Origin of the sequence: Citrobacter sp. RHBSTW-00017 (assembly GCF_013797615.1) — a bacterium.
Classification (GTDB): domain Bacteria; phylum Pseudomonadota; class Gammaproteobacteria; order Enterobacterales; family Enterobacteriaceae; genus Citrobacter; species Citrobacter braakii.
Genome location: NZ_CP056899.1, coordinates 4,510,269 through 4,535,085, shown reverse-complemented (window position 1 = coordinate 4,535,085; position 24,817 = coordinate 4,510,269). Strand labels below are relative to the sequence as shown.

Genomic DNA, 24,817 nt, shown 5'->3' with positions numbered 1-24,817 from the left:
TGTTTCAGTGGAAGTGGCGTGGGCCACGGATGTTTTCATGTTCCTGAGGAAGCTCCCGGGACGGGTGCAGATCTTTGTCCGCCGGAACCAGGTCGCGGTTATTCTTCAGGATCGACTTTATCTGCTTCAGCCGGGTTAACCCCTCTGCATTGGCCAGCCGACAGCTGTTATTGACGCGCTCAGAAGGATATTCACGCGTCAGGCTCAGCAGCCCCAGACACAGGCGATAGGCCTGTTCCGGATGCGCTTTTTCAGCCAGACGCTCGCTGACCCACGTGAAGGTGTCGGAGCCCACACCGGCCGCCCAGCTTTTCAGCCGCTCTGGCGTCCACTGCTGATGATGACGATGGCGCTCCGGCATATGTTCTGCTGCCGTACTGTTGCCCGGATGAAGACGCCGCGGGTGACTGGCGATCATCTGCCCGTCAGACCAGACTTCAAGCAGGTTGTCGAAGGCATGAAGCTCCACCGTTTTACCGACGTGCTGATGGGGGACTGAGTAGTGATGCTGTTCATATTCCACGTGATAATCGATATTCACCTTCGCTTTTTTGATGTGCCGGTAGCGCCACTACTGCACCGGTAATGGCCTGAGCACAGTTTTGTCCAGCCTTTCGAAGGCCTCACGGCGATTGCCCGGCAGTTTTTTGAAGGGACGTTCGTTGAGCCCGGTTACCAGCGTACGGATACAGTGGTTCAGCTCAGCAAGCGAGAAGAAGACCTGGTGACGGAGCCGGGCCAGGATCCAGCGTTCGACGATCTGAACGCCAACTTCCGCCTTCGGCTTGTCTCTGGGTTTTCTGGGGCGGGCAGGTATCACCGCAACCTGATAATGCTCAGCCAGCTGCTGATAGGAGGGATTCAGTTCGGGATCGTAACGACTGGCTTTGCTAACCCCGCTTTTCAGGTTATCCGGAACCAGGATTTCGGGGACTCCACCGAAGAACTCCAGCATCCTGACGTGGCTGAGAAGCCAGTCTGACAGCGACTGCGTATAGGTAGCCTCCGCGAAGGTGTAGTTTGATGCGCCCAGCACCGCCACGAAGATCTGGGCCTGCCGGCATTCACCCGTCTCAGGTGAGATAACCGACACTGTGGGTCCACAATAGTCGATAAAGCATTTTTCACCGGCAAGATGCTGCTGGCGCATGGAGCGTTTCTGTGACTGGCACCAGGTCTGATAGCGGCAGCAGAACTGCGAGTAGCTGTACGCCCGAACCGGCATCCTCTGGCAGTATCCCTCCCACAGCAGGTGGCGGGTGACGCCTTTTTACGCAGCTCCATATGGATTTCAGCCCAGTCGGGATCCTCCAGCGCGCCAGGACGACTGTCAGACTCAGGATAAAGCAGACTGGCAAGTCGGGGCTCTGACATTCCTTCCGGAAGTGGCCAGGAGATCCCAGCGGCTTCAAGTCGTTTGAGCATTTTCTGGATGGCACCCGTGCTGACATCTGCGCACTGGCTTATCTGGCGGAAGGACAGGCCGACTTCAAAACGCAGCCTTAAAATTTCATGGATTTTATGCATTGCGATTCTCTTGTTTGGCATATATCACACCCTGGAATAAAAGGGATAGATATAGCATCAAAAATCAATGCGTTAAGAATGATTCTGGCAACGTGAACGGCAATTCCGGTCGGGTGAACACCGATTCTGGCAAAATGAACAGTGATTCTGGTCATGGTGCAAAATCGGGGTATTTTCCGCCGGAATACGCGTTCACGCAAAACCAGAAATAGCGTTCACGTTCCGCCAGAATACGCAACGCGATCACCGCCGGAATGTGTAAGCGTTAAACGAGCGCCGTATTGACGGTTATTTATCGGTAAGAACCACGTTCCATGGCAGCAGTTCCGCCACTTTGTTGCTGGGCCATTCCGGCAGTACGCTCAGGATATGGCGAAGGTAGGCCTCCGGATCGATACCATTGAGCCTGCATGTTCCGATAAGACCATTCAGCAGGGCTCCGCGCTCACCGCCGTGGTCGCTGCCGAAGAAGATAAAATTCTTTTTCCCAAGACAGACGGCACGAAGGGCTCGTTCGGCTGTGTTGTTATCAGGCTCTGCCAGGCCATCATCACAGTAGTAGCACAGCGCATCCCACTGGTTCAGGGCATAAGCGAACGCTTCGCCCAGACGGGATTTTTTCGACAGAGTGGCGCTTTTCTCCACTAACCAGTCATGCAGGGATATCAGCAGCGGCTTACTTCGGGACTGCCTGGCTGCCAGCCGCTCAGTTGCAGGGAGGCCCCGTATTGCTTCTTCGATTGAACCGCCCCGGGAATCCTGGAGACTAAACTCTCAGTAAAAGGAGATCCCTGATGAAATCAAAATCAGCTAATCGTTACCCGCCGGAATTACGTGAGCGCGCTGTCAGAATGCTCATTGAGCATCTTGATGAATATGACTCTGAACCGGATGCTATCCGTGCCATATCGTCAAAAATTGGTTGTCATTACGATACCCTGAAAGGCTGGCTACGCCAGCACAGAAATGACTTACGCGGTGGTATCAGCCCCGTCAGGACTGGTGATGGCGAGCTGACCAGTAACGAACGTCAACGTTTAAAAGAGCTGGAGAGGGAAAACCGGGAGTTGCGTCGCAGCAATGATATTCTGCGTCAGGCATCAGCCTATTTTGCTCAGGCGGAGCTCGACCGCCACTGGAAAAAATAATGCCACTGCTCGAACGTCTGAGTGGTGCCCACGGGGTCGGGCCGGTATGCCGCGAGCTGGATATTGCCCCGTCGACATATTACTGGCATCAGCAACGTCAGCAATCGCCGGAAAAACACAGCCAGCGCTCGCAGCGTGATGCGCTTCTGAAGGTGCAGATACAGCGGGTGTACGACGATAACTATGGCGTCTATGGAGCCCGCAAGGTCTGGCGTCAGTTACAGCGGGAGGGCATCGGCGTGGCCAGATGTACAGTGGAACGGTTGATGAAACTGATGGGGCTCGCAGGCGTGCTCCAGGGCAAAAAAGTCCGCACCACAACCAGTCGCAGAGATACCGCAGCACAGGACAGGGTAAACCGCCAGTTCGTAGCGGAATGTCCCAACCAGCTTTGGTGTGCAGATTTTACCTACGTCATCACCTGGCAGGGCTTCGCCTATGTGGCGTTCATTATCGACGTGTTCGCTGGCGTCATCGTGGGCTGGCGGGTCTCATCATCGATGGAAACGTCGTTCGTCCTGGATGCGCTGGAACAGGCACTGTGGTCACGGTGACCTTCGGGCACCATCCATCACAGCGACAAAGGCTCTCAGTATGTCTCGCTGGCCTACACGCAGCGGTTGCAGGATGCAGAGCTGCTGGCTTCCACGGGGAGTACCGGTGACTTGTATGATAACGCGATGGCGGAGAGTATCAACGGTCTGTACAAAGCGGAGGTCATCCACCGTCAGGCCTGGAAGAAGCGCTCAGAAGTGGAACTGGCTACGCTGGCATGGGTGGACTGGTACAACAATCGTCGGTTGCTGGAACGACTTGGTCACATCCCTCCGATAGAGGCAGAAAAAGCGTATTACGCTTCCATCGGGAACAAGGTTCTGGCAGCCTGAACTTCCGAACTTAACTCTCTCCAGGAAAACCGGGGCGGTTCAGTATGAAAACGCCCTCCGGGTGGTTGCGCTGGGGCGCCGTAACTACATGTTCTTCGGCTCTGATGGTGGTGGTGACAGTGCGGCAGTGATGTACAGCCTGATCGGTAGCTGCAAACTTAACGGCATCGAGCCGGAAGCCTGGCTGCGCCATGTGATCAGCGTCATCAACACCTGGCCCGCCAACCGCGTGAAAGAACTGCTGCCCTGGAACGTCACCCTCTCTGTAAACTAATTTTTACCCCACGTCCTTCACGGTGCGCTTACGGTCAGGCGGAGTTAAGGTATTGTAGAAGTGTTGATTTCGGCGGGCTTAGAATGCAAAAACGGACCACCATGGAGGTCCGTTGATATGAATTTGGTGCAAGACTCGCAATCGAACCAAAGATGCGGGGATTTTCAAAACTCGTGCTTAATTTGGTAATTCTGACGGTAAAGGCCAGTCTTCTGGTACCAGGGCAGGGGGCTTGGTCCAGGGAAGCTCGGTTAAAGCATCCTGGAACCACTGGTCGCGAAGATTTGCGTGCTCTGTCACGATAAGCTGGAAGCCTGGGACTTCTTCTTGTGTAAACTTCAGCAGTAACGCAAACAGTCTACGTACTGCTGCTAAGTCAGCATCAGCTTCCGTTTTCTGAACAGTACCATCAGCTTCCTGGTAAATTTTTTCAGAAGGGAAATAAACTTGGGTAGGCTGATCAATTAAAAGAAACTGAGGAATGGGGCAATTGTTCTTTGAAGCAAAGAGATGAAGGGCTAACAAGGCAGACAGGTGATAAGCGAGATGATTTTCGCCACCGCCAGTTCGACTCATTGGTACCGGACGATCTGTACGATCAAAGATAATAGTCATTTGGCTTAGATCAAACCGTGCAGGGAGCCCCTGAAATTCTGCATCAAAAGCCTGGATGTAGCGTGTAATCTGTGACGAAATGTTATTCAGAATAGATATGAGTCTTTCATGGCTGCTATCAGCTCCAAATTTCCTTTGTAGGTCTTCGACTTTGAGCTTTAGACGACGATTTTCTGCTTCATATGTGGCCAGTTCTGAGTTAGGTACAAGGTCTTCAAGGAACAAACTTATACGACCAATTACTCTTGCCGCAGCATTATTGCGTGTGCCTAATTGCTCAATAACTTCGTTTGCCGCGATTGCCGCAGCAAGCTCCACTTCTTTGGCTCTTATCGAACTTACAATGGTCTGAACCTCATCTTCTAGTTCAGTAAGATAAACATCCATTTTAGGGCGTTGGCCAGCCACAATGCTCATTTCAGCGTCGAGAGTTGTTAGTTCGCTCAGGAGTGCTTTAGCAATTGGAGATTCCAGTGCTAAATTTGCTTCACAGAATGGCCATTGCCATTCACCAGTTTCCGGATTTTTCGGTAGAGCCTTGATAGAAGATAATCGGTCTTGCTGCTCTAAAACTTCGTTTTCAAAATTACCTGATTGCTTGGCATACATCCGAGCAGAATCAATTCGGGACTGGGTCTGACGTCTGTCTTGTCGTAAACCAGCAATTTCATTTTCAAGAATGGATATTCTATGTCCATCGTCTTCAGGTAGGGGGGACGGAATCCATTGCATTGCAGAACGCAAAACATCAATTACTTCGTCAGTTCCGATTCTCTCTTTGTCTTGTGTGATGATACCCACGGCTCTGGCTTCAGATAAAAGCCCAGAACCTTTTAGCAGTGATGTATCGATTGTATCGCGAGCTTGTTCAAGACGTTTGGCGTTGATTTTCAGATCTCGTTGTGCTGTTCGGAGTTTGGCCTCAAGTTCATAGCGATCATTTGATGAAATACCTAAAAGAATCGGTAATGTGTCGCGAATAGCTTGTGGCTGAAATGCCTCATTTTGTCGATAAAAAAGTTGATCTTTATTTGCTACAAGGCCCTGCTTTTGGAAAAGGTAATAAAAAGTATGCTTGATGTTTGCTTCAAAGCTTTCTCTGCTGTGCCCAATTGCCACGTCTGTACGGTTCTCGCGGATGCCAAGTAATCGTGACAACAGTGCGACTACAGAATCATCATCGGTGTTAACCGAGAGGTCTTTGAAATTTGGTGCGGTCAGTTCATTTCCTCGTCGCAGCATAACGGTGCCACAGCTTGTGGCTCCTGCATTTGGTGTTGGTTTCGCGATTAGTACTTGTTCCTGTGAAAATTGATAAATGACTGCGAACCATGACACTTTATCGCGAATAATACCTTCTGGTACGTTAAAAGTAGATCGACCCATACAGTATTCAATGATCTCAGAAAGAGCTGATTTACCGGTTGAGGAACGGCCAGTAATGACATTTAAACCATTAACCTTAAATTGCAGGTCCCGACGTTGGCCATCATGGCTGTAGACATGAATCGACTTAATTTTCATGGGCGTATTCCAAAGGTCGTGTACACCGTAACGCGATCTGCAATACGGGCAAATTCTTTTCCTATATAGCGCGCGACACGCTGGCATGAGATTGATTCTTCAGTCCCTATGACCGATTTGCGAACTTTATTAGGTATTGTTTTCAATCGGCCGTCTTGCGTTACGACAAAACATCCTCGTTCCATGAGCACTCCAAAAGCTTCAAGCGTAAATGGCAGCATATTATTGACGCGGTTAGCAAAATTAATGAGTAATTTGGGATTGTTTTCTATAGTTTTCAAAAGGTAGCGGCGAGGATTTTCAGCAAACACTTGGCGAGAATCTTTTTGCAGACATAATGGTAAAACTAAAAGAGCGAGAGAAAATGGCATGCCCTGTGAGTTTTCCTCTTCGTAGCTCTGCATTGCTCTGAATAGTACAACACCACAAAATGCAGGATTGAAAAGATTCCTTATCTCGAATGGACGCTGATCCCATTGCTTCATGCTTGGGCTCCCAACAATTGCCCAATTCTATTTAGGAAGTGGGGATGCCAGAAAATTTTGGGTAGTGGTCTACTGTTCGCAAGGATGTGAAATCCTCCTCGAACTACATAAGGCTCAGTCACTCGTTCTCGGATTCGCAATGAGTGAATATTACCACTTTCAAGATCGGCCCATTGATACAATGCTTTTCCCGCAGTAATAAGTACTTCGTCAGCTGAATTTTCATCTAATTCTTCAAAAACTACGTCTTTATAGCGACTCCATTCATCAACAAGGCGGTCTTCATAATCTTCCATCTCTCCTGTTACCAAAAGGTTTTCACGCGCCCATGAAGAACGCTGCTCAAATGCTCGGTAGTAGTCGAGAATAGCGTTTCGGATACGATTAGAGGAAACCCCTATTTCACGGAGTTGCACAACAAAGAGCCTGGGATCATTCATCGCATCGATTTCTCCAACGGGAATTTTTCCTCTGAACGTAATCGGCAGATTGTCCGATTTGTACTCTTCAGAAAATGCTGCAAGTTTGTCGGAAATCTCATAACCAAAAATCGCCTCTTTACGTTTCCCTGTTAGCAGATCGACTATCGTGTTATTCCACCACCCTTCAAGTCGTTCAAAAATAGCGTCTCGGTTATCGCGTCTAATGATACGCATGTGTTGATTTTTGATAATTGTTGGGAGGTCTTCAATGCGAGGCCCGCCATCAAATATGATTATCCGTGATAAGAAGTCATCTTTTTGCTCATCAGTCAGTTTATTGAACTCATCGGCTATTGCCGTGATCAGTTTTGACTTGCTTCTAGCCAGAGCTGTGTTGGTGAGTTGAGTTATTGATACTGAATTATCGTCTTTTGTTGGCGGTTCGACTAAGAAGTGTTGCAGGAACGAGGAGTTTGAGATAGATCCGGTCGTAAACAAAAAGAAACGAAGATTTGCTTCGGTTTTACCATCACGATTATAGCGGTCAAGCCAGATGCGGACTGACTTCCAAAAATCGGTAGACAGGTCGGTTAGAGTATCCCCATCCCCTTTGTGTTTGAGCGATGCCAGTGTTTTGACACCATCAAAACTAACGAAGTCTAGGTCATCATCTTTTTCGATCAAAACAGATGTATCTTCTGGCCACTGAAGAAGCTTAAGTAGCGCAAAACGAGGCTGATAGATATACCCTAAGCCCTGTTCACCAGCAGCGTATTGATCGCTAGATACTCCGGTCATTTTAAGTCCCTGCGTCGATTGCGCTTTCAGCTGTACGGAAAAATGGCTCATGAAAGCAACAAGTTACCATCCAATGTTTGGTGGTACGTATCACATCATCGATATTAGCTTAAAACAATACCACTGTGTTTCCTGCGTGAATAGAAAAAGTAAGTACTTGAGAATGCTAAATGTGAAGTGAATAGCCTTCCGTGCCGAGGTTTATCGTGCTGATGAGGCACTTTGTAACCTGAATGGAAAACGGCGTTCGGTCATGTGAAGGTTTTTGTTGTAAAAACGCTTCTTAATAGGGGGACCTATATGGTCTTCCCCCGTATTGCAAGAACGCAGTGACAATGAAAGTAACAGGTTTGCTTTCGTATATTCGGCCTGTTGATGAAGCTACTGCTTCTGGCCTTGATGAAACATTCGCGCATATCGTCCTTAACGCTTACACGGCCTTGATTAATTCTGGCCAAGCCCCGATCCCAGGTTTTCGATATGCAGGTTTGACCTGTTTTTCATCGTTTCTGCTTTCTACGCAATGCTGGAGTTAACGGTATAAATTACCCTGTTTCAACTTCTTATTTCATGCTACCGAAACCCGGTAAACTTCATTACGAGTGATAATAACCCAGGCAATACGAATTAACTTATTTGCCAGGGCGACGACTGCCCTGTTAAATCCTCGTTTCTCCCGGACCAGGTTAACCCATGAGCTAAGTTGATCCGTTTTGCCTGCGGATCTGAACAAAACAGCTCGGGCACCATGTATCAGCATTGATCTGACGTAGCTGTTTCCACATTTGGTGATCCCCAGAAGAACCTGTTGCCCCCCTGTGCTGAATTGTCGTGGAACCAACCCAAGAGCCGCTGAAGCATCCCGACCTCTTTTAAACTGTTTTCCATCACCCATCCAGCTTTTCACTGCCAGACTAACCAGTGGACCAAAACCCGGAATAGAAAGTAGGCGCTGGCATACTGAATCCCCGGCGGCATTTTTTCGCTGTCGGTTGTCATACCATATGAGTTCATCATCCAGAGCCGCCAGCCGCTGATATTGCCGTTGTAACAGTTCACGCATCTGGGGCGTAAATCCATTCTCTGCATCTTCAAGCAACTCGGGTAATTTACGTCGAAGCTCAGTTGCGCCTTTACGCAAAACAATACCATACTCTGCCATTAACCCTCTGATATGGTTGATTAACTGCGTTCTTTCTTCAGAAACAAGTCGTCGCATTTTTAAAAAGGTTTGTTCATCCTGCTGAGATAGCGTTTTTACCGGAACTGGGCGAATTGTTCCGTGCCAGCAGGCTTCGGCAATGGCCTGAGCATCGTTATAGTCGTTTTTCTGGCGACGCTGATAAGCCCTGACGTGCTGAGCGGGTAGCATCACAACATCATGCCCCGTCTTTTGAATTTCTCTGGCCCAGTGATGAGAAGCACCACATGCCTCCATGGCGACAATCATCCTGGACTGTGTCGTAAACCAGCCAATCAACTTTTCACGAGAGAGCTTAATCCTTCCACCAGGCTTCCCTTCCGGTGAAAGGCTGAAAAGATAAAAATTTGTTTTCGCAAGATCAATTCCAATAATGTTCAGCCTTGACATGGTTTCTCACCCTTTCAACGCTGATTGAATTACCACCATCATGACGGTATTGAGAGTCGCCGTGAAGGAGGGGGTAGACCATCTCATCGCTTACGTTGCTGATGAAGACATTACAAACATCGCGGTGTATTAATCAACGGGGATCAGGTCAACCCGCCTCAACAATGGCGAGTCACTGACCGTCAGGAGCCTTGCTGACGAATTTAGCATTTGCGAAAAAACAATACGGCGTGATCTGACCGAACGTCTTGCTTACCTGAACTTGCTCCGACAGGGAAAGCAGTACTGGATCGCTTCACGTTTAAGTCCATACAGCGCGGTAAATATGCCAGAAGGTTATAGAACAAACAAAAAATAAAAGAATTACGTTCCCCGCACCTTCAGGTGCGGGTGAACAACCACTAACTTTTTGTCGATGAACTGAGAAGATTGTCAATATAATCAGCGTACCACTGCATCATTTCTCGTCTTCCATCCAGATACTGTGCATGGTTATATGTGCCGCGAATGCTGTTTTTATCCACGTGAGCGAGCTGCATCTCGATCCAGACTGTATTAAACCCCTGCTCATGCAAAATGGTGCTCATAGTGTGGCGAAAGCCGTGTCCGGTAGCTTTACCATCGTAGCCGATACGTTTGATAACCATGTTGATACTGGCTTCACTCATCGGTTTGTTGATGTTGCAGCGCCCTGGAAACACGAGTTGATACTGACCGGTATAAGTGCGGAGTTCCAGCAGGATCGACAGAACCTGGTCTGACAAAGGCACCAGATGTTTGCGGCGCTTTTTCATCCGGCTTTCGGGGATTGTCCACAATGCATTCTCCAGATCAAACTCTTGCCATTCTGCAGCGCGAAGTTCAATCGTACGAACCCCCGTCAGTAGCAGCAGACTGGTTGCCATACGCGTAATGCAACTGCCATGGTAATTAGCCAGACTGGCAAGGAACGCGGGTAACTCGGATGCCTGTAGGTGAGGGAAGTGCTCGGTCTTTGGTGCGGTCAGAGTACCGGTCAGTTCCGCAGCTGGATTAATCGTCGCACGCCCTGTTGCTATGGCGTAACGGAAGATCTGATTGCAGTACTGCCGGACCTTACGTAATTTTTCCAGCGAACCGCGTTTTTCAATCAGCCGTAAAACTTCCAGCATCTCCAGAGGCAGGATCTCAGCGACAGGGCGTTTGCCCACATACGGGAAAATATCCTTCTCCAGCGCCTCCTGAACGCTTTCTGCGTAGCTTTCCGACCATGAGATACACTTATGCTTATGCCACTCCATGGCGAGTGCCCTGAAGGTATTTACGACGGATATTTTTTTGGCGAGTTTTTCGAGCTGCTTTTTCTCACTCGGATCGCCGCCATCAGCAATCACTTTTCTGGCTTCATCGCGTTTTACACGCGCGTCAGCCAGAGAGATTTCAGGATAAACACCGATAGATAACTTTTTCTCTTTACCGGCGATACGGTATTTCATACGCCAGTAGCGTTTTCCGGTGGTGGTTACCAGGAGAAAAAGGCCACGTTCGTCAGAGAGTTTATAGTCCTTCTCTTTAGGCTTGGCGGTCTCGACCTGCCGGGCTGTCAGTGCCATATGGGGGCCTCAATTTTCATTGAACACAAAGAGCCCCCTGAAAAGCCCCCGGATGCAACTTGATTTAGAGAGAATCGAGTTGAGGTCAGTGGAGTTCGTAATGTTGGAAAGTGGCGTATAGCAGTGATTATACTTGAGTTTTGTGATGTTTGGGAGACGTACATTGAAGTGAAAGTGGTGCCCGGACTCGGAATCGAACCAAGGACACGGGGATTTTCAAAACTCGTGTCACCACTGTAATAAGGTATGGCTCGTTTTACCTCGATACTAACAGTCTATCGACCCAGACTAGTCGCCGCTGATTCCGATAATAAAGCCCCCAGGAAGGGGGCAGAGTTCAGTAATAATATACATACGGTTTGATCCCTTCCCCAAAAAGCGGCTGTTAATAAATCCTTGTAGCGCTGAAACACAGAGCGCCAGCTTTGCGACTCGACCTCATTCCGCAGACTCACGTGTCTGGCCTTTCCGTTTAAAATAGCATGTAGCATTCATGTACCCTGTTATCGTCTTGATTCTTCAGTTCCTGCGGTGAGTTAAGCCCAGTCAAGTACAATCTCTGCTGTCTGGGGGGCGGGTCAAGATCACGCCCGCTTGCTATTCGAACCGACCATATCCCATCGGGTTGTCATGAGCAGCCAGCTACGCTGACGTAAGAGACTTACTGTATACATACACATGCCGCTATGATAGGGTTGTATCAGTGAAGAGTAATCACACATTTAACCCAGATGGAGTGGTAATGGAAGAATTACAACCGGTCATCCAAGAGCTTTTAAAGCAGTCCCGAGATACCGAGAAACTAAAGCAGGAAGAAGATCTTTGTCTTCTAAAAAAAGTCCTGGAGATTTATGACCAGAAGGCTGTTGCTGAGGTGCTCCGGGCTGTCAGTGGCAGTGACTGGTCACGAGAAACCATTAATCGTTGGGTGAATGGTAAGCTCACCAGTAAACGTTTGGTTGAAGTTGAAGTGAAAATGCTCCGCAGTATGCTGCCATCAGTTCCGGCACATTATGCACAAAGCAAATTTCGTTTTATTGACCTTTTTGCTGGAATCGGTGGGATCCGCAGTGGCTTCGAGTCTATTGGTGGAAAATGTGTTTTTACCAGTGAGTGGAATGAGTTTGCTGTAAAAACCTATAAGGCCAACTGGTACTGTGATGAGAATGAGCACGTCTTTAACTCAGATATACGAGATGTCACGCTGAGTGATCAGGCGGACATTACCGAGGAAGAAGCTTACGCCAGTATTGATAAACATATTCCTGATCATGATGTCCTGCTGGCCGGATTTCCCTGTCAACCTTTCAGCTTGGCCGGGGTAAGCAAGAAAAATTCTCTTGGTCGAAAGCATGGATTTGAGTGCGATACGCAGGGAACGCTGTTTTTCGATGTGGCGCGTATCATTATGGCGAAAAAGCCTGCCATTTTCGTACTCGAAAACGTTAAGAATCTGAAGAGCCATGATAAAGGAAAAACGTTCCGCGTTATCATGCAGACACTGGATGAACTGGGATATGACGTGGCAGATGCTGGCGACATGGGCTCTGATGATCCGAAAGTTATTGATGGAAAAAAGTTTCTCCCTCAGCACCGTGAACGTATTGTGTTGGTAGGTTTTCGCCGTGATCTGAACCTAGCAGAAGGTTTTTCTTTACGCGATATTGTTAAGGAAATACCGGCGCAACGCCCCGCATTTAAAGATCTGCTAGATGCAAACGTAGATGACAAATATACCCTCACTCCGAAATTATGGGATTATCTGTACCGATACGCGAAAAAACATCAAGCCAAAGGTAATGGATTTGGCTATGGATTGGTTAATTCATCCGATATATCTGTTGTTTGTAGAACGCTCAGTGCTAGGTACCATAAAGATGGATCTGAGATCTTGGTTGACCAAGGTTGGGATCATGAAAAGGGTGAGCAAGACTTTTTTGATGCTGGCAATATGGCCCGTCGCCCCCGTCGCCTGACTCCGAGAGAATGCGCACGTATCATGGGGTTTGAACAACCTGGAAAAGTAACTTTCCGCATTCCTGTTTCTGATACTCAGGCTTATCGTCAGTTCGGTAACTCGGTTGTAGTGCCTGTGTTTGCTGCAGTTGCCAGATTGCTTGAATCCCGCATTGAAAAGGCTGTTTCGCAACGGGAGTGTGACTCACTCAGCCAAGTGGTTTAAAACCGTCAATAAAAGCGCCCAGTGTGGCGCTTTTTGATTTCCTCCTTGTACGTCCCCATATAAATTAGGGTTGCCCCCCTACATTCTGCCGGAGAGAGATATGGATATCAGACTGAGTGAGCACTTTGAATTTGCTGCAGCTAAGACACTAAGGGCGGTCGATGCTGTCTCTTCACGTTCTCATCAGCATGAAATTGGTGGTCTGGTTGAAGTTGGTTTTGGTAAGGCTTTGGGGGCAATGGTTGAAGGGAAAAAGACCTACCTGCAATGTAAAATGTTCTGGCTCACCGATACAGAGGAATCCCCCATCAGTGTTGATACCACGATCACCTGGTACAATACCCGTTCTGCTAAAGCGCACAGGGGCCCAGAATATCGGCTTTATTATCGCGATAACGCTGTGACTGAACGTTTAAGCGAAGGTGACTTCATGCTGGTAGCGCTTCGACCGAATAAAGATCTGGTGATATGTTTTTGCCCGCATGGAAGTCCGGTTGAATGGCAGTTGCGTGACCTGTTTGGCCTGCCTAAAAGCAATGATAATAAATTCCACTCTTCTGGGCTTAGTGCTCGTACACTGCTGGTGACGGTGCAGATTTGTTTGGAAGAAATGGGGATTATTTTTGCTCAGGAAGGTGATGCGGATGAGGCGATTCTTGAGCAACTTTTAGCACTGTCACCGCAAGGATTTCCTTCATCCCGTATATTTTCCACTCTGGCCCGGGAAAGAGTTGGAAAAATCTCAACTGGGAATCCGGATCTGGTGCTGATGGACTGGCTGGCAGAAGAGGAAATGCTATTCAGGGTGCTGGAACGACATATTGTACGTGAGCGACTCAGAAACGGGTTTGGTCCGCATAACGATGATGTTGATGAATTTATCAGTTATTCACTCAGTGTCCATAACCGGCGCAAAAGCCGGGTTGGGTTTGCCTTTGAACACCATCTGGAAGTTGTACTTATTGAAAATGGTCTTCACTATGAAAAAGGTGGGAAAGGTAATGTGACGGAAAATAACTCCAAACCGGATTTTTTGTTTCCCAGCTTTGCGGCCTATCATAACCCTTCATATCCGGTCAGTTCTCTGTTCATGCTTGCGGCCAAGACTACCTGTAAGGATCGCTGGAGGCAGGTGTTGGCTGAAGCAGGACGTCTGAAGGAAAAATATCTAGTCACCTTGCAACCGGGGATCAGCACTAACCAGCTTCAGGAAATGAAGTATCATAATTTGCAATTAGTGGTACCCGAACCGCTGATTAGTGTTTATCCTCCTGAAGCTCGGACCGAATTGGTAACGCTTCAGTCATTTATTGAACGAGTTAGACAGACACAAATATAATTAAAAGTTAGTTTGTTACGCATTTTACTGGTGATGGCTGTTATCCATTCCAGCAATAATATAGATACAACTAAGTGAATAAACTTTCAATCAGAGGTAGGTTCCGCTCTACAGTTGGGCTATCGCCAACCCTTGGAGTGATAATTTTAGCCGAAGGGTTGGATGTGAACATTCGTGAACTATTTTACTTTTATCGAGTGATTTATCTTTCAGCAGGAACTCTGGCAACACGATTCCCGAAATCCCAACCATTTTCACCTGGAAGTGACATCCCATTCATTGGCATTAAGATAAAGCCGCCAATTGTAGCTCCAAATGATTCAGTAGTGTTAATTCCAGCATGACTCATGCTGATGGCATTAGTGTTTATGTTGGTCAAGAATGAAATTTTTGTACTAATTGGGCTCGCCAGAGATAGTTGTAAATAACCACCAATTGTATCTATAGACCCTTGATTAATCCAGTTATTTAAAGCTATAAAAGGTGCTCGCCACCAATTTATTGTGTCGAATTCAAATCGTTGTCTCGTAGTTTCAATAAACTCGCCAAACTCTTGTTGGCGATCGCCTAATAAAACAGGTGTTCCTGATGATAGATTTTGGCAATCTTCAATTCCGAGATTTGCTGGGGTTGAACTAGAATTGCTGAGTTTTATAATTTTGTAGGCTTGTGTTTTTCGGCAGTAGCCAAAAACCACCATTTCTATCCTTACTGCATTGGGGAAAAATTGTCCAACATCAATCATATATTTTTCAGCAATACTTTTTGCTAATAAAGCGATTTCATACAAGCTTGGGTATGTTTCTAGCGGAATTTGTTGGCTTAGAGTGTTATCACTTATTTCGTGTAATCTAGAAAGTGCTACTGCAAGCATTTCTTTTACATTAATTCCTATCATTGTACTTCCCGCAAAACCGAAGCCAAGCTCCAATATTTTTTGCGGATAAATTCGATATGTGTCAGATTTTCGGATGACTGAAACTGGGATTGAAAATAATTTTGGGCAATGATCAGTTAGAGTACTGTTTTGTTGTGTAATTCTTGAGTCACTTACCACCCAAATACTCTCATGTTCTTCTCTATTAATCCAACATGCAATTGCCGTCATGGGGGAATTCCTAATCTAAATATTATAGCGTAATTGGATTGTAAGTTCGTTGTTCTTTTTAAAATTGATCGCAATCCTACTGGTTGGAGAGTCAGTAAAAAACATATGGTTGGCAATCAAACCTATCGTGTAAGAATGAAATACCCTTAAAAGAGTATTATTGAGTGTTCTAATTTTTCACTGGGCTGATTAAGTTACCGCTGTCGGTACCATAGTATTTCTTCGTAGTCATACCTTGTTTATAATAGTCATTGAGAAGCCGGAGAAAATTCCGTCCCTGCCTTTCATCTTCAATGACGATTTTTCCCTCATCATTGATGGTGAATTCTTCATCTTGGAACATTTTTAGCACACCATTCATTGATTGTACTTCATCCTTATTCAATGTGGTGTGATTGCCTTTTTCAGCGATATGAGCAAGCGTTTTTCTTAGGGATGGCTTATGTAGAATAGCTTGTTCAATAATATCTAAGCCGTCAACTAGGTCAAATTCTTTAATCGTATTAAGAGTTTTTTGCGCAGCTTCTGTAAATTCAGCATCGAGTCCAACAATAGATTCAAAGCTTTTTTTATGGAATACATAGAATTGATTTTGTATATATATGCAGTCAATTTTGTCATCAAAGTTTACAGCGCTACCATCAAATGCTCTTAATTCTTTATCTGATTTGTCAAATAGAGCAAATACACGCTGGCCAATATTTTGAGGCTCGTTGGTTGTAACTTTTCCTTTGCTTATTTTTCGGAAGGAGTAGGTGAGTTCCAGACCGTTTTGAACTTTAATACAGTATGCCCACAAATCTTCCTGAATTTCGGCTAAAGAGGTAAGGACGTTTGGTTTGTCACTTTTGATGTCTTCATTGATTATTTTGGAGAATGAAATGGCATTATTCATCGCATATGCATAAATTTTATTATCAATATCGTCATCAATTACAGTGTAATTTTTCATTTCAATATCATCTTTTGACGCATGAGAAATGATTTGGTTTGATAACGTACTTTTAAAAAAGTCAGCGATGTCAGGAGCTATAGGTGCTTTAACTACTTTAAAATCATATTTGTCTGTAACTTTTGCCGCTTTACTCATGCCAATTTTGAGATGTCGGGTGACAAAATATAAAGTGATTTTAGCTTTTTTAGCATCCTTTAGTTGCTCTGCATATTCAAGCAATTCTTCAAGCTTTAACATTTTTATACCTTATGAGATTCAGCGTAAAAAAGTTTAGGACCTACGTCTTCAATATCAAGAAGATCATCTTCTTCCAAATATTTTGATTTGGTTAAAATCATTCCACTGCGTTTTTTTTCACTCTCTATGTCTAGATAGTTTATTTGATAGAGTGTGTACCTTATACTTATTGTAGGGTTTATGAGAATCATACTGGAGTTAATATATATCAAAGCAGTAACTGTTAATAATACAGCTATAGGGACAACATTAGACATTTTAGACAAATCTTGAAATACAAATGGTATGATATATGTAAAAAGATAACTTATTGATTCATTGTTTTTATTTTCTATATCTAAGATTCTAACTGTTCTTCCGCTTGTCTGGCATCGGCGTTTTATATTATTTAAGAAGATTTTTAAACCGAAGATACCAAATAATGATAATGCAATTAGAAAACTAACAACACCAAAGTATTTTAAAAAAATGGTGACTGATTCAACGCTTATACCTTTCCAGTTTAAATAATCACTATAGGTATACAGTTGAACAAAGCACATGATAAAAAAGAGAGGGAGATAGGATACAATAAATAAGGAAATCCTGGCTCCTAAATGTAATTTATTTACTCTCATTACCATACCTCCTTACTCAATAGAATATGTGTATATTTAGCATTTCTAATATTTTGTGACCCCAGCGATGTCCGTTTATGACGCCATATGAACATCCCCCAAACCTACCGTACAGTCATGATGACTGAGCCGAAAATACATGTGTTCTCCATGAGTCTAACTTTAGCTAACTTTAATGATTTTAATTATTTCATTGATTTTATTATTTATCATTATTCTAAATATTATAGCGTAATTGAGTTGTGAGTTCGTTGTGCTTTAAAAATTGGCCACATGCTGACACAGGAATAATCAAGGTAACGAAGTGGGAGCTTCATTAATGTAAATATGGAGTCAATGAATCCCTGAGCACCTCGCAGCGTCAGGTGGAAGACGAGCTTAAGCATCAGGACGGTGGCAATGGCACAGTCAGAATAGCGCAAGGGACGGCCCCATTAAGACGTTTTTGGCTCGTCGTATCATGCATGGATGCCCTGCACGCCAAACACAGGAGAGACAGGTATGCCATGAACTGGATTACTAACAGTAAAAACATATGGCTTTATCGTTTGAGGTGTTGCATAAACCACGACGGTGATGGTTCGACACAAGTACCTGTATTGGCAAAACCACGCTACCGCCCTCAGAAACTATGTTCTGCCTATAGGGATGATAAATGAATGCTACGGTGTTTTCCTACCAAATCAAGATAGTTATCCAATTTTGCACAATTCCAGCATAAGCCTTCTGAATCTCACATGGACAGGTTGAGTCCATAAAAATGCAGGCTTTCAAAATTATAATTAACTTATTGATTATTAGTTATTTTTTAAATTTGACCTTTCCTCTTATACCTGGACTTACCCCGTCCATCACCCTTCTGATAATGCCATTCCTGCGACAGAATTACGGATGCCGGAATGGACAAACCCGAGAAACCAGAACACGACAAGCTTGGCGGTCGGCTTGGACTGATCCTGACACGCCTGAACAACGGTCAGTCGCTGACGGTCAGTGGACTGGCGGAAGAGTTTAATGTCTGCACGAAGACCATCCGGCGTGACCTGACTGAACGCCTTGCCTATCTGGGGCTCATCCGGGAAGGTAAGTATTACCGCCTGCCGAAAGGTGTTCTCGGCCAGCGCAGCAACACCGATCTGCGCCGCTTTACCCGCATCTTCGGCATCGAAGGATTATTCCCCCGCTGGGAAGATCACCTGCTGAATCTCCTGCTGGGGGAGACTGACAATAATCCCTTCCTGATCAAGAACCGGCCTCATGAAAACTGTGGGGCATTTATGTCTTCCCTGAATGCCCTTTCAGAGGCCATTCGCGCAGGTAAGCGGATAAGCTTTACCTATAAGGGTAAGGCATTCAGCCAGAGTGAACCCTACCGCTTGGTCAGTGACAAAGGGATATGGTATCTCGCGGCCCTGGATGGCGGCACACTGAAAAGTTTTGTCATTTCAGCGATGACTGATATTCAGGTCAGCAATAAAGCGTTCATGCCGGACCCGGAGGTTCATCAGCGCATCGAGGAGGCGGAAAGTATCTGGTATGGCGATGAACTTACCGAGGTTCTGGTGTCAGTCTCCGCCAGAGTGGCCCCTTATTTCCGCCGCCGGGCACTGTATCCCGGGCAGGAAATCATTCACACCACCTCAACGGGAGATTTGCTCATTATTTCCCGTGTGGCTCACCCCGGTCAGATTATTCCCCTGATCAAATACTGGATGCCCGAGGTTGAGGTCATTCAGCCGGTGTCGATCCGCAATCAGATTATTGATGATGTGCGTTGCACCCTTGATAAATACACCCGTATTCACGATGAGGAACCCGATGATAAATATACTGAATGATGCCGATGATGCTGCGGAAACTTATTTCGAAAATATCGCCGCAGACCTGCTGAGTGGGTTGCTGGGCGCCCATGACAATGAGCAGAATGCGTTACTGAAGGACTGGCTGGATAAACCCTTTGAGCTGGACAATGCGGCACTGTTACAGCATGCGGAATATATCTGTGGTCGCTTTAATGCCGGTGATGACAGGCATCTGCTGATGCACGGTATTGATGAACAACTTGACGCGATGTCCTTTTCCAATAGTGACCGACAAAAACCAACAGCATTCGGGGCCGTCAGGGCAGTCACCACGGGCCGGGATGTGGCAAAGGTTAATGCATTGCTGAAGGTCATTATTACTTATTACGAATGCGAGTTAATTAAACTAAAAAAGGACATGTGATGAGTCAGCTTAATAATAAAGAAGATAAAGGCCGTGATTTAGTCAAGGATGCACTGGAAATTTTACCTGAAAATATCCGGGAGAGCATTTACCGCCGCATTAATGATGTCATCAGCTATGAGCCGGTTATTGGTATCATGGGCAAAACCGGTGCCGGTAAATCCAGCTTATGCAATGCCATTTTCAAGGGGGATGTCTGTGCGGTCAGCGATGTGGAAGCCTGTACCCGCGAAACGCAGGAAATTCGCATCCAATTTGGCACGCGTTCCGTCCTGCTGATTGATATTCCGGGTGTGGGTGAAAGTGCTGAGCGTGACAGTGAATATGAGCAACTCTATCGTGACCTGCTGCCGCAACTGGATCTGGTGCTCTGGGTGATCAAAGGTGATGACCGTGCCTTTTCTGCGGATGAGCATTTCTACAAAAATGTGCTGCTTCCCGCAGGCGGGGAAGCCAAAACGCTGTTTGTGCTCAATCAGGTCGATAAAATTGAGCCATTCCGTGAGTGGAATGTGACCCATGCCCGGCCTTCTCCGGCCCAGATGCAGAATATTCTTGATAAAGAGGCCTATATCACCCAGCGGTTTGGTTTTACTGACCATCCGGTGATCGCCGTTGCGGCCAGTGAGGGGTATAACGTCACCCATCTGGTTGAAGCAATGGTCCGTGCGCTCCCAAAGCACGCGCAAAGTGGCGTGGCCGCTCAGGTCAAAGATGAGCACAAAACCCAAACCGTGACTGAAGTGGCGACAGAAGGGTTTGGTGACACCGTTGATAAGGTGATTGATGAAATCATTGAACACTCGCTGCCAAAACCGGTGGCGATTGTCGTCAAAGCGACCAAAAAAGCCGTGGTCAGTGGAATAAAAAAAGCCTGGAGCTGGTTGTTCGGGTAACAGAAAGCGGGAGCGTCATGCTCCCGTTTCTCATTAAACGTCTCCGGGCTACAGTTTAACCAGCCCGCTTTTCAGGGCCAGTCGAACACACTTGTTGGCCTCCTGCATAATGACATCGTACGGATACATATTCATGGCACGATACCCGTCTGATTTCGCCATTTTTCCTTCCATGCCTGCATTATCCAGAATGGCTTTCCACGCATCACGTATTTTCTTCGAGTCCTTTTCGCCCACGCCGCCGGAAAGCGTGCCAAACAGCTCCTTGTTGTTGTCGCCAATATTTTTGTATTCCTTTGCATCCGGGTCCAGCAGCATGGCCATTTGCGTTGACTGACGGGTGGCTTCATAGCAGCGGCCCGCCGTTTCCAGTGAGATTTGAGAGGCTGATGCTGAAGCAGATGCTGCCAGAATGAATGTGGTGAGAATGATGTTTTTCATTAATTAACCTGTGAAGAATGTAGAGGTTTGAATTCAGTTATTGATAACGTCAGGCTGATGGGCTATTCATCGCCTTTGCGGTTGGCGGCATTGCTGTAATAGCTGACGCATTTATCCGCGAAAGCTGCCTTCTGGTAAGCCCGGGGAAGCTCATTTTCCAGAGCGTCAGAGTTTTCATTAATGGATTCCTGGTCAACGCCGTTGCGGGCCAGCTCGTTGTGCAACCAGCTTTTGGTAAAGGCGATATCACTTCCACTGGACTTCATAAGCCCTTCATTGCCGTCCAGAGCCAGATAACAGCTCACCCGGTTTTCAACCTGAACCAGCCCGGCATGAGCGCTGACAAGCGGGATGAGCGAGATAAACAGCGCAGTAAAAATCTTGTTCATGATGTTTTTTCCTTAAATAACAGGCCATGCGGGATACCGCAGAATGAGCATATCGGGTGGGTGGGACAGGTTATGACCACAGGGGAAAGAATTTTCAGCGATGGATGAAGGCGCGTCGAAGTGGTGCTGAGAGTCGCCAGCAACCCGGTGATGTGGGCTCCATGATGCAGCCCATGCGGGCAAGGTCACGGCGGGCCGTGCGGGGTGAAATCCCGAATAGTTGAGTGAGTACGCGGACAGAAAGCGTCTTTCCCTGACAGAGCAAAATGACGCAGTGGCAGAGGCGTTCGGCAAGTTTTTCAGCGCGGGCCATCAGTCCTCCCATACGCGCCAGGTATTGCCGCGTTGTAGCCGTTTCAGCTGGCGATGCAGGACCACGGCGTTATCCGGTCTTCCGGTCAGGCACTCCGCTGTGAAGCGGTGGCAGTTCTCCTTCAGCAGGTGATACTGACGTCTGGAGCCCAGCGCCCGTAATGCCCGACCGGCTGCGGCAATATTTCCCACGGGCAAGCGTCCCTGACAATCGGTATAGACCGACATGGCAGGGTTCAGGCCATTCAGTCTGGCCATAAAGCCTTTGCGGTCGCTGCACAGCACTTCACCATCACCGGACAAATGAACAATCCGGTTATTACCGGTGTAGATACCACTGTGAGTGACATAACCACCTGCCAGTTCGCACCAGACGATGCCGCCTCTTGCCGGTTCGTCCACCGTGTCACGAATAACATTGTCGGAGAAACTTTCCGCCAGACTGAGCAGAGGCCGGTATATCACCAGCCGGGAAATAAGCGTGAACAGCATAAAACCTCCTCAGCAGTCCGGGGAAACGGTGACGGTGAAAACATCCATCGCGCAGTACGCCACAAAATTGTCCTGCCAGAGCGTCCAGAACTCGCTCAGCTCATGGTTGAGCGGCAGTTCCCCGATTAGATAGTGCCAGGCATAGCGCTCCGGCCAGCTGATATCGAATTCCTTTGCCAGTTCGGGCCAGACTCGGCCCTGCCAGCTGAAGTCGGTTAGGTAATCGAGCTGCCATATTTCAGGGTGTTCGCTGCGGATAAGGCGAATTTCTACCGGATGCCAGCCGCCGCTTTCAGCGCTGTACGCCGGGTCGCGAAAGTTCAGCACGACATTCTGACAAGTGTCAGGCAGTGCCGCGAGGTGGGTGGCTATCAGCGCGATAAACTCGTCACTCAGAGGGAGGTCAAGTGTGGGCTGATGCAGCGTGGGTGAATAAGGGGTCACAGATAATCTCCTTTAAAGCGATATAAATTGGGTTGCCTCAGACAGTACAAAGATCATGAGGGAATGGGTAAGAGCCAGGGGGATAAAGGGGGTCAGGCAGAAAGGGAGATTGTCAGCAGTTTTTCCAGTCGCTTTTCCCAGTCCGGGTAACAGCGATGGCTGAACGCCCCGCCGGAACCCTCTTCGGTGAGACAGATATCAGCACAGCGAAGAATGGCGGCGAGGAAACCCGCATTATTGCGGCTGGCGCTGGTAAACAACGGGCGCAGAGCCGTGGAGGTGAAATCACCGGCTTCATGGGCTTTCAGAACGCCAGATATAGCACTCAGGGCAATCCATTCCCGGGAGAACAGACCGCCACTGTCGTTGGCGGTAATGCGCAACCCCCGTTCCCCGTCCAGATTTTCAGTCATCTCCCAGTGCAACTGGCCAGTGGAATGCGGATTAATTTTCTCGGCCTCACCAGTAAGAACGCAGAGGTCGTTTTGGGTTTCAGCATTAGAGGCTGGTGCGGGTTTGGTCTTTTTCATCGGTTAATATCCTGAAGGTTCAGCCACAGCGATAAGTTCAGCAGCCCCGGTAAAGGTCGCTGAAGGTGGAAACAGCAGATAAAAGCCCTGCCCTGAGTCACTGAGAATGGTCAGGGCAAGAAACAGCGAAGCATCCAGACGAATGACGTATTCGGCATTGCAGGCCAGATGGTGCAGGTAAGTGGTCAGTTGTTCAGAAAGATGCTTCTCCTCATCGGGGAGCAGATACAAAAGTTGGGTTTGCGTTTCCTCCCACAGCGTCGTTGCCGCAGTGAGGCTGCTGTCAGCGCATTCGGTGAGTTCGTTAACCAACTGCAGTTGCTGATCCGGTGACACGGGCAGGCAGAAAGCGTCTGCCGGAGACTGTATAATGTGCATAGCGGTGTCCTGATTAATTAATGGGCACCAGAATAATATGTGGATGAACACCGGGATTATTACAGATGAGTAAAAACGATAACGTCGCTGATTTTTCTGACTTTAAACACCCTCCTGAGTGGTGTATTCAGAACAGTAAAGACATCGGGTTTATTAATGATGTTTCGGCGACATCATTAATCAGGAAAATATATGGTGCATATCTTCCTGAAGATAATGAGTCCCGGAGTGATGGCAGTAAAGAAAGAAGTGTCATGCGGTATGTGTCGATACGCAATGTGTTTGAACGACTTGACTGTATTTTCGCTGAGGCATTGCAATATGGCGTAGCGTCAGATGATGCTCGTGCAAATTATAATAAAGAAAGATTTCATGCTAACCGTCAGGCGCAGCTTATCAACCACCTTATGCTGTATTCTTTTTGCTACCAGAAGCTCAATGATTTTCACCGATATTATATAGACTATATTAAATCGCTGATCGATAAGGCCAGGAACAGGGAGCTTTCTCTGGTTGATTCAGGAGAGATGATAGTGAAATCATTCTTCCCTTCTGAAAAAGAACCTTTACTGGAAGGGATCTGTTCCAATGGCTGGAATGCAATGCCCATTAAATGGCAGGCATCATCAGATAAAATTTATAAAATATTTGATAAAGGCTTTAATGAGGTTATCAGTGACTACTGCCAGGATGAAGTATCATTACAGTTTCTGGATTATGTCAGTGGTGTGATAAAACTGATTGACGAAAGCATCAGTAAGTTGACGGAGTTATATTATCAAGGGATAAGCGAGAATGATGCTAGCTATAATTATTATGAGAAAAAAACAGCATTTGATACCTTTTTCCTTTTTAGCATTGTTCGCTATGTTTTATCAAAAGAGGATATAAGGGTGTTGAGTATGCCCTCATTTTTCATCAAGGCGCGTTATGTTATTAACGTGCCCGAAGTGCGTAAAAAAATGAAGAGGTTGCGGGATTTTATCCTGATAGATATATGCTATAAGGATTTGCAATCAGCAGATAATGAGGTCACTTGGCCTGAACTTTACAACCATCTTTTAAAACTATTTGCAAAATATCACAATCAACGTTCCCGACCTGCCAAAGAGAGTTTTGCTGCTCTTCAAGCTTTCTATGATGGAAGCATGCCAGATAAGAGCATTATCCAATGCCTGGAGAGGAACTTATGTCCACTTGATCGGATGGAAGAGCGAATTAATCGTTCCTTCAAGTAGCCTTACTCTGGCTGGCATCAATTGAGTTGTGTTGCGAAGACTGTACCGATGATTGCTATCCGTTGCCCACACTGGCGCGGAAATCATCTTATCGAAAAAATTTAAAATATTTTCATTCTCCCTGCGACTCTCTCCCTTCTTTTAGCTCTGGTTTTAATATTTTTGTAGAC

General features: G+C 46.8%; 21 protein-coding genes, 5 pseudogenes and 1 other annotated feature. Of the genes and pseudogenes, 9 read left to right on the top strand and 17 right to left on the bottom strand.

Annotated features, from left to right (window positions below):
* Nucleotides 1–4 precede the first annotated feature (4 nt).
* Nucleotides 5–1,548, bottom strand: a pseudogene (istA, locus tag HV037_RS21865) (IS21 family transposase).
* A 267-nt stretch (nucleotides 1,549–1,815) separates the two neighbouring features.
* Nucleotides 1,816–2,271, bottom strand: a pseudogene (locus HV037_RS21860) (transposase); the annotation flags it as partial.
* A gap of 50 nt (nucleotides 2,272–2,321) precedes the next feature.
* Between HV037_RS21860 and HV037_RS21855 the strand changes: the two are divergent.
* A pseudogene (locus HV037_RS21855) lies at nucleotides 2,322–3,562 on the top strand (IS3 family transposase).
* Nucleotides 2,630–2,746, top strand: a sequence feature (AL1L pseudoknot). Its footprint overlaps the pseudogene before it by 117 nt.
* A gap of 46 nt (nucleotides 3,563–3,608) precedes the next feature.
* Nucleotides 3,609–3,836 (top strand): annotated as a pseudogene (locus HV037_RS21850) (transposase domain-containing protein); the annotation flags it as partial.
* 177 nt (nucleotides 3,837–4,013) lie between these two features.
* Here HV037_RS21850 and HV037_RS21845 read toward each other — a convergent pair.
* The 4 genes from HV037_RS21845 to HV037_RS21830 all read right to left on the bottom strand — a co-directional run bounded on the left by HV037_RS21845 (nucleotide 4,014) and on the right by HV037_RS21830 (nucleotide 9,271).
* Nucleotides 4,014–5,975: a DUF3732 domain-containing protein gene (locus HV037_RS21845; protein ID WP_016154418.1), complete on the bottom strand. Its 1,962-nt coding sequence runs from the start codon at nucleotides 5,973–5,975 to the stop codon at nucleotides 4,014–4,016.
* Nucleotides 5,972–6,460, bottom strand: coding sequence for a three component ABC system middle component (locus HV037_RS21840; RefSeq protein ID WP_016154417.1), 489 nt, complete (start codon nucleotides 6,458–6,460; stop codon nucleotides 5,972–5,974). The genes HV037_RS21845 and HV037_RS21840 overlap by 4 nt, the downstream gene beginning before the upstream one ends.
* Nucleotides 6,457–7,680: an ABC-three component system protein gene (locus tag HV037_RS21835; RefSeq protein ID WP_016154416.1), complete on the bottom strand. Its 1,224-nt coding sequence runs from the start codon at nucleotides 7,678–7,680 to the stop codon at nucleotides 6,457–6,459. The genes HV037_RS21840 and HV037_RS21835 overlap by 4 nt, the downstream gene beginning before the upstream one ends.
* 568 nt (nucleotides 7,681–8,248) lie before the next feature.
* Entirely contained in the window at nucleotides 8,249–9,271 is a 1,023-nt protein-coding gene (locus tag HV037_RS21830) for an IS110 family transposase (protein ID WP_032950067.1), read from the bottom strand.
* Between the two features lie 142 nt (nucleotides 9,272–9,413).
* On the opposite strand from HV037_RS21830, the gene HV037_RS24715 reads away from it, so the two are divergent.
* Complete coding sequence (locus tag HV037_RS24715; protein ID WP_223822565.1) at nucleotides 9,414–9,629, top strand: DeoR family transcriptional regulator; 216 nt, start codon at nucleotides 9,414–9,416, stop codon at nucleotides 9,627–9,629.
* Between the two features lie 43 nt (nucleotides 9,630–9,672).
* Here the strand turns inward: HV037_RS24715 and HV037_RS21820 are convergent, their stop codons facing one another.
* A complete protein-coding gene (locus HV037_RS21820) occupies nucleotides 9,673–10,863 on the bottom strand; it encodes an integrase arm-type DNA-binding domain-containing protein (RefSeq protein ID WP_016154414.1) in 1,191 nt (396 codons plus the stop codon).
* Between the two features lie 742 nt (nucleotides 10,864–11,605).
* Here HV037_RS21820 and HV037_RS21815 point away from each other — a divergent pair.
* Both HV037_RS21815 and HV037_RS21810 read left to right on the top strand, forming a co-directional pair.
* The gene (locus HV037_RS21815; protein WP_103283384.1) at nucleotides 11,606–13,045 is read left to right on the top strand and encodes a DNA cytosine methyltransferase; all 1,440 of its coding nucleotides are present in this window, start codon (nucleotides 11,606–11,608) and stop codon (nucleotides 13,043–13,045) included.
* A 100-nt stretch (nucleotides 13,046–13,145) separates the two neighbouring features.
* Complete coding sequence (locus HV037_RS21810) at nucleotides 13,146–14,384, top strand: type II restriction endonuclease (RefSeq protein ID WP_103283385.1); 1,239 nt, start codon at nucleotides 13,146–13,148, stop codon at nucleotides 14,382–14,384.
* A 202-nt stretch (nucleotides 14,385–14,586) separates the two neighbouring features.
* Here the strand turns inward: HV037_RS21810 and HV037_RS21805 are convergent, their stop codons facing one another.
* From HV037_RS21805 to HV037_RS21790, 4 genes and pseudogenes are all read right to left on the bottom strand, one after another.
* Nucleotides 14,587–15,492: a hypothetical protein gene (locus tag HV037_RS21805; RefSeq protein WP_103283386.1), complete on the bottom strand. Its 906-nt coding sequence runs from the start codon at nucleotides 15,490–15,492 to the stop codon at nucleotides 14,587–14,589.
* Between the two features lie 169 nt (nucleotides 15,493–15,661).
* A complete protein-coding gene (locus HV037_RS21800; RefSeq protein WP_103283387.1) occupies nucleotides 15,662–16,684 on the bottom strand; it encodes a Kiwa anti-phage protein KwaB-like domain-containing protein in 1,023 nt (340 codons plus the stop codon).
* A gap of 2 nt (nucleotides 16,685–16,686) precedes the next feature.
* Nucleotides 16,687–17,301 (bottom strand): hypothetical protein, encoded by a 615-nt coding sequence (locus HV037_RS21795; protein ID WP_103283388.1) that lies wholly within the window; start codon nucleotides 17,299–17,301, stop codon nucleotides 16,687–16,689.
* Between the two features lie 275 nt (nucleotides 17,302–17,576).
* Nucleotides 17,577–17,732, bottom strand: a pseudogene (locus HV037_RS21790) (transposase); the annotation flags it as partial.
* A gap of 468 nt (nucleotides 17,733–18,200) precedes the next feature.
* On the opposite strand from HV037_RS21790, the gene HV037_RS21785 reads away from it, so the two are divergent.
* The 3 genes from HV037_RS21785 to HV037_RS21775 are packed head-to-tail and all read left to right on the top strand — an operon-like array spanning nucleotide 18,201 to nucleotide 20,423.
* Nucleotides 18,201–19,139, top strand: coding sequence for a WYL domain-containing transcriptional regulator (locus tag HV037_RS21785; RefSeq protein WP_103283389.1), 939 nt, complete (start codon nucleotides 18,201–18,203; stop codon nucleotides 19,137–19,139).
* Entirely contained in the window at nucleotides 19,120–19,527 is a 408-nt protein-coding gene (locus HV037_RS21780; RefSeq protein ID WP_060617892.1) for a hypothetical protein, read from the top strand. Before HV037_RS21785 ends, HV037_RS21780 begins: the two co-directional genes overlap by 20 nt.
* Nucleotides 19,527–20,423: a GTPase gene (locus HV037_RS21775; RefSeq protein ID WP_181624248.1), complete on the top strand. Its 897-nt coding sequence runs from the start codon at nucleotides 19,527–19,529 to the stop codon at nucleotides 20,421–20,423. The genes HV037_RS21780 and HV037_RS21775 overlap by 1 nt, the downstream gene beginning before the upstream one ends.
* Before the next feature lie 48 nt (nucleotides 20,424–20,471).
* Here HV037_RS21775 and HV037_RS21770 read toward each other — a convergent pair whose 3' ends face one another.
* From HV037_RS21770 to HV037_RS21740, 6 genes are all read right to left on the bottom strand, one after another.
* Nucleotides 20,472–20,864 (bottom strand): hypothetical protein, encoded by a 393-nt coding sequence (locus HV037_RS21770; protein ID WP_060617890.1) that lies wholly within the window; start codon nucleotides 20,862–20,864, stop codon nucleotides 20,472–20,474.
* 62 nt (nucleotides 20,865–20,926) lie between these two features.
* Nucleotides 20,927–21,253, bottom strand: a complete 327-nt coding sequence (locus tag HV037_RS21765) for a hypothetical protein (protein WP_060617889.1) — start codon at nucleotides 21,251–21,253, stop codon at nucleotides 20,927–20,929.
* A gap of 312 nt (nucleotides 21,254–21,565) precedes the next feature.
* Nucleotides 21,566–22,057 carry a lecithin retinol acyltransferase family protein gene (locus tag HV037_RS21755; RefSeq protein ID WP_223862578.1) on the bottom strand — a complete coding sequence of 164 codons (492 nt, stop codon included), beginning with the start codon at nucleotides 22,055–22,057 and terminating at the stop codon, nucleotides 21,566–21,568.
* A 9-nt stretch (nucleotides 22,058–22,066) separates the two neighbouring features.
* Nucleotides 22,067–22,501: a DUF2787 family protein gene (locus tag HV037_RS21750; RefSeq protein ID WP_060617888.1), complete on the bottom strand. Its 435-nt coding sequence runs from the start codon at nucleotides 22,499–22,501 to the stop codon at nucleotides 22,067–22,069.
* 92 nt (nucleotides 22,502–22,593) lie between these two features.
* Nucleotides 22,594–23,031 carry a hypothetical protein gene (locus tag HV037_RS21745; RefSeq protein ID WP_060617887.1) on the bottom strand — a complete coding sequence of 146 codons (438 nt, stop codon included), beginning with the start codon at nucleotides 23,029–23,031 and terminating at the stop codon, nucleotides 22,594–22,596.
* A gap of 3 nt (nucleotides 23,032–23,034) precedes the next feature.
* Nucleotides 23,035–23,409, bottom strand: coding sequence for a hypothetical protein (locus tag HV037_RS21740; RefSeq protein ID WP_060617886.1), 375 nt, complete (start codon nucleotides 23,407–23,409; stop codon nucleotides 23,035–23,037).
* Nucleotides 23,410–23,474: 65 nt separating this feature from the next.
* On the opposite strand from HV037_RS21740, the gene HV037_RS21735 reads away from it, so the two are divergent.
* The gene (locus HV037_RS21735; RefSeq protein WP_103283390.1) at nucleotides 23,475–24,647 is read left to right on the top strand and encodes a hypothetical protein; all 1,173 of its coding nucleotides are present in this window, start codon (nucleotides 23,475–23,477) and stop codon (nucleotides 24,645–24,647) included.
* The last annotated feature ends 170 nt before the right edge of the window (nucleotides 24,648–24,817 follow it).

Bases quoted from the DNA above. Each gene is read 5' to 3' on its own strand.
- HV037_RS21845 (WP_016154418.1), bottom strand. From the start codon at position 5,975: ATGAAAATTAAGTCGATTCATGTCTACAGCCATGATGGCCAACGTCGG.
- HV037_RS21840 (WP_016154417.1), bottom strand. From the start codon at position 6,460: ATGAAGCAATGGGATCAGCGTCCATTCGAGATAAGGAATCTTTTCAAT.
- HV037_RS21835 (WP_016154416.1), bottom strand. From the start codon at position 7,680: ATGACCGGAGTATCTAGCGATCAATACGCTGCTGGTGAACAGGGCTTA.
- HV037_RS21830 (WP_032950067.1), bottom strand. From the start codon at position 9,271: ATGTCAAGGCTGAACATTATTGGAATTGATCTTGCGAAAACAAATTTT.
- HV037_RS21820 (WP_016154414.1), bottom strand. From the start codon at position 10,863: ATGGCACTGACAGCCCGGCAGGTCGAGACCGCCAAGCCTAAAGAGAAG.
- HV037_RS21815 (WP_103283384.1), top strand. From the start codon at position 11,606: ATGGAAGAATTACAACCGGTCATCCAAGAGCTTTTAAAGCAGTCCCGA.
- HV037_RS21810 (WP_103283385.1), top strand. From the start codon at position 13,146: ATGGATATCAGACTGAGTGAGCACTTTGAATTTGCTGCAGCTAAGACA.
- HV037_RS21805 (WP_103283386.1), bottom strand. From the start codon at position 15,492: ATGACGGCAATTGCATGTTGGATTAATAGAGAAGAACATGAGAGTATT.
- HV037_RS21800 (WP_103283387.1), bottom strand. From the start codon at position 16,684: ATGTTAAAGCTTGAAGAATTGCTTGAATATGCAGAGCAACTAAAGGAT.
- HV037_RS21795 (WP_103283388.1), bottom strand. From the start codon at position 17,301: ATGAGAGTAAATAAATTACATTTAGGAGCCAGGATTTCCTTATTTATT.
- HV037_RS21785 (WP_103283389.1), top strand. From the start codon at position 18,201: ATGGACAAACCCGAGAAACCAGAACACGACAAGCTTGGCGGTCGGCTT.
- HV037_RS21780 (WP_060617892.1), top strand. From the start codon at position 19,120: ATGATAAATATACTGAATGATGCCGATGATGCTGCGGAAACTTATTTC.
- HV037_RS21775 (WP_181624248.1), top strand. From the start codon at position 19,527: ATGAGTCAGCTTAATAATAAAGAAGATAAAGGCCGTGATTTAGTCAAG.
- HV037_RS21770 (WP_060617890.1), bottom strand. From the start codon at position 20,864: ATGAAAAACATCATTCTCACCACATTCATTCTGGCAGCATCTGCTTCA.
- HV037_RS21765 (WP_060617889.1), bottom strand. From the start codon at position 21,253: ATGAACAAGATTTTTACTGCGCTGTTTATCTCGCTCATCCCGCTTGTC.
- HV037_RS21755 (WP_223862578.1), bottom strand. From the start codon at position 22,057: ATGCTGTTCACGCTTATTTCCCGGCTGGTGATATACCGGCCTCTGCTC.
- HV037_RS21745 (WP_060617887.1), bottom strand. From the start codon at position 23,031: ATGAAAAAGACCAAACCCGCACCAGCCTCTAATGCTGAAACCCAAAAC.
- HV037_RS21740 (WP_060617886.1), bottom strand. From the start codon at position 23,409: ATGCACATTATACAGTCTCCGGCAGACGCTTTCTGCCTGCCCGTGTCA.
- HV037_RS21735 (WP_103283390.1), top strand. From the start codon at position 23,475: ATGAGTAAAAACGATAACGTCGCTGATTTTTCTGACTTTAAACACCCT.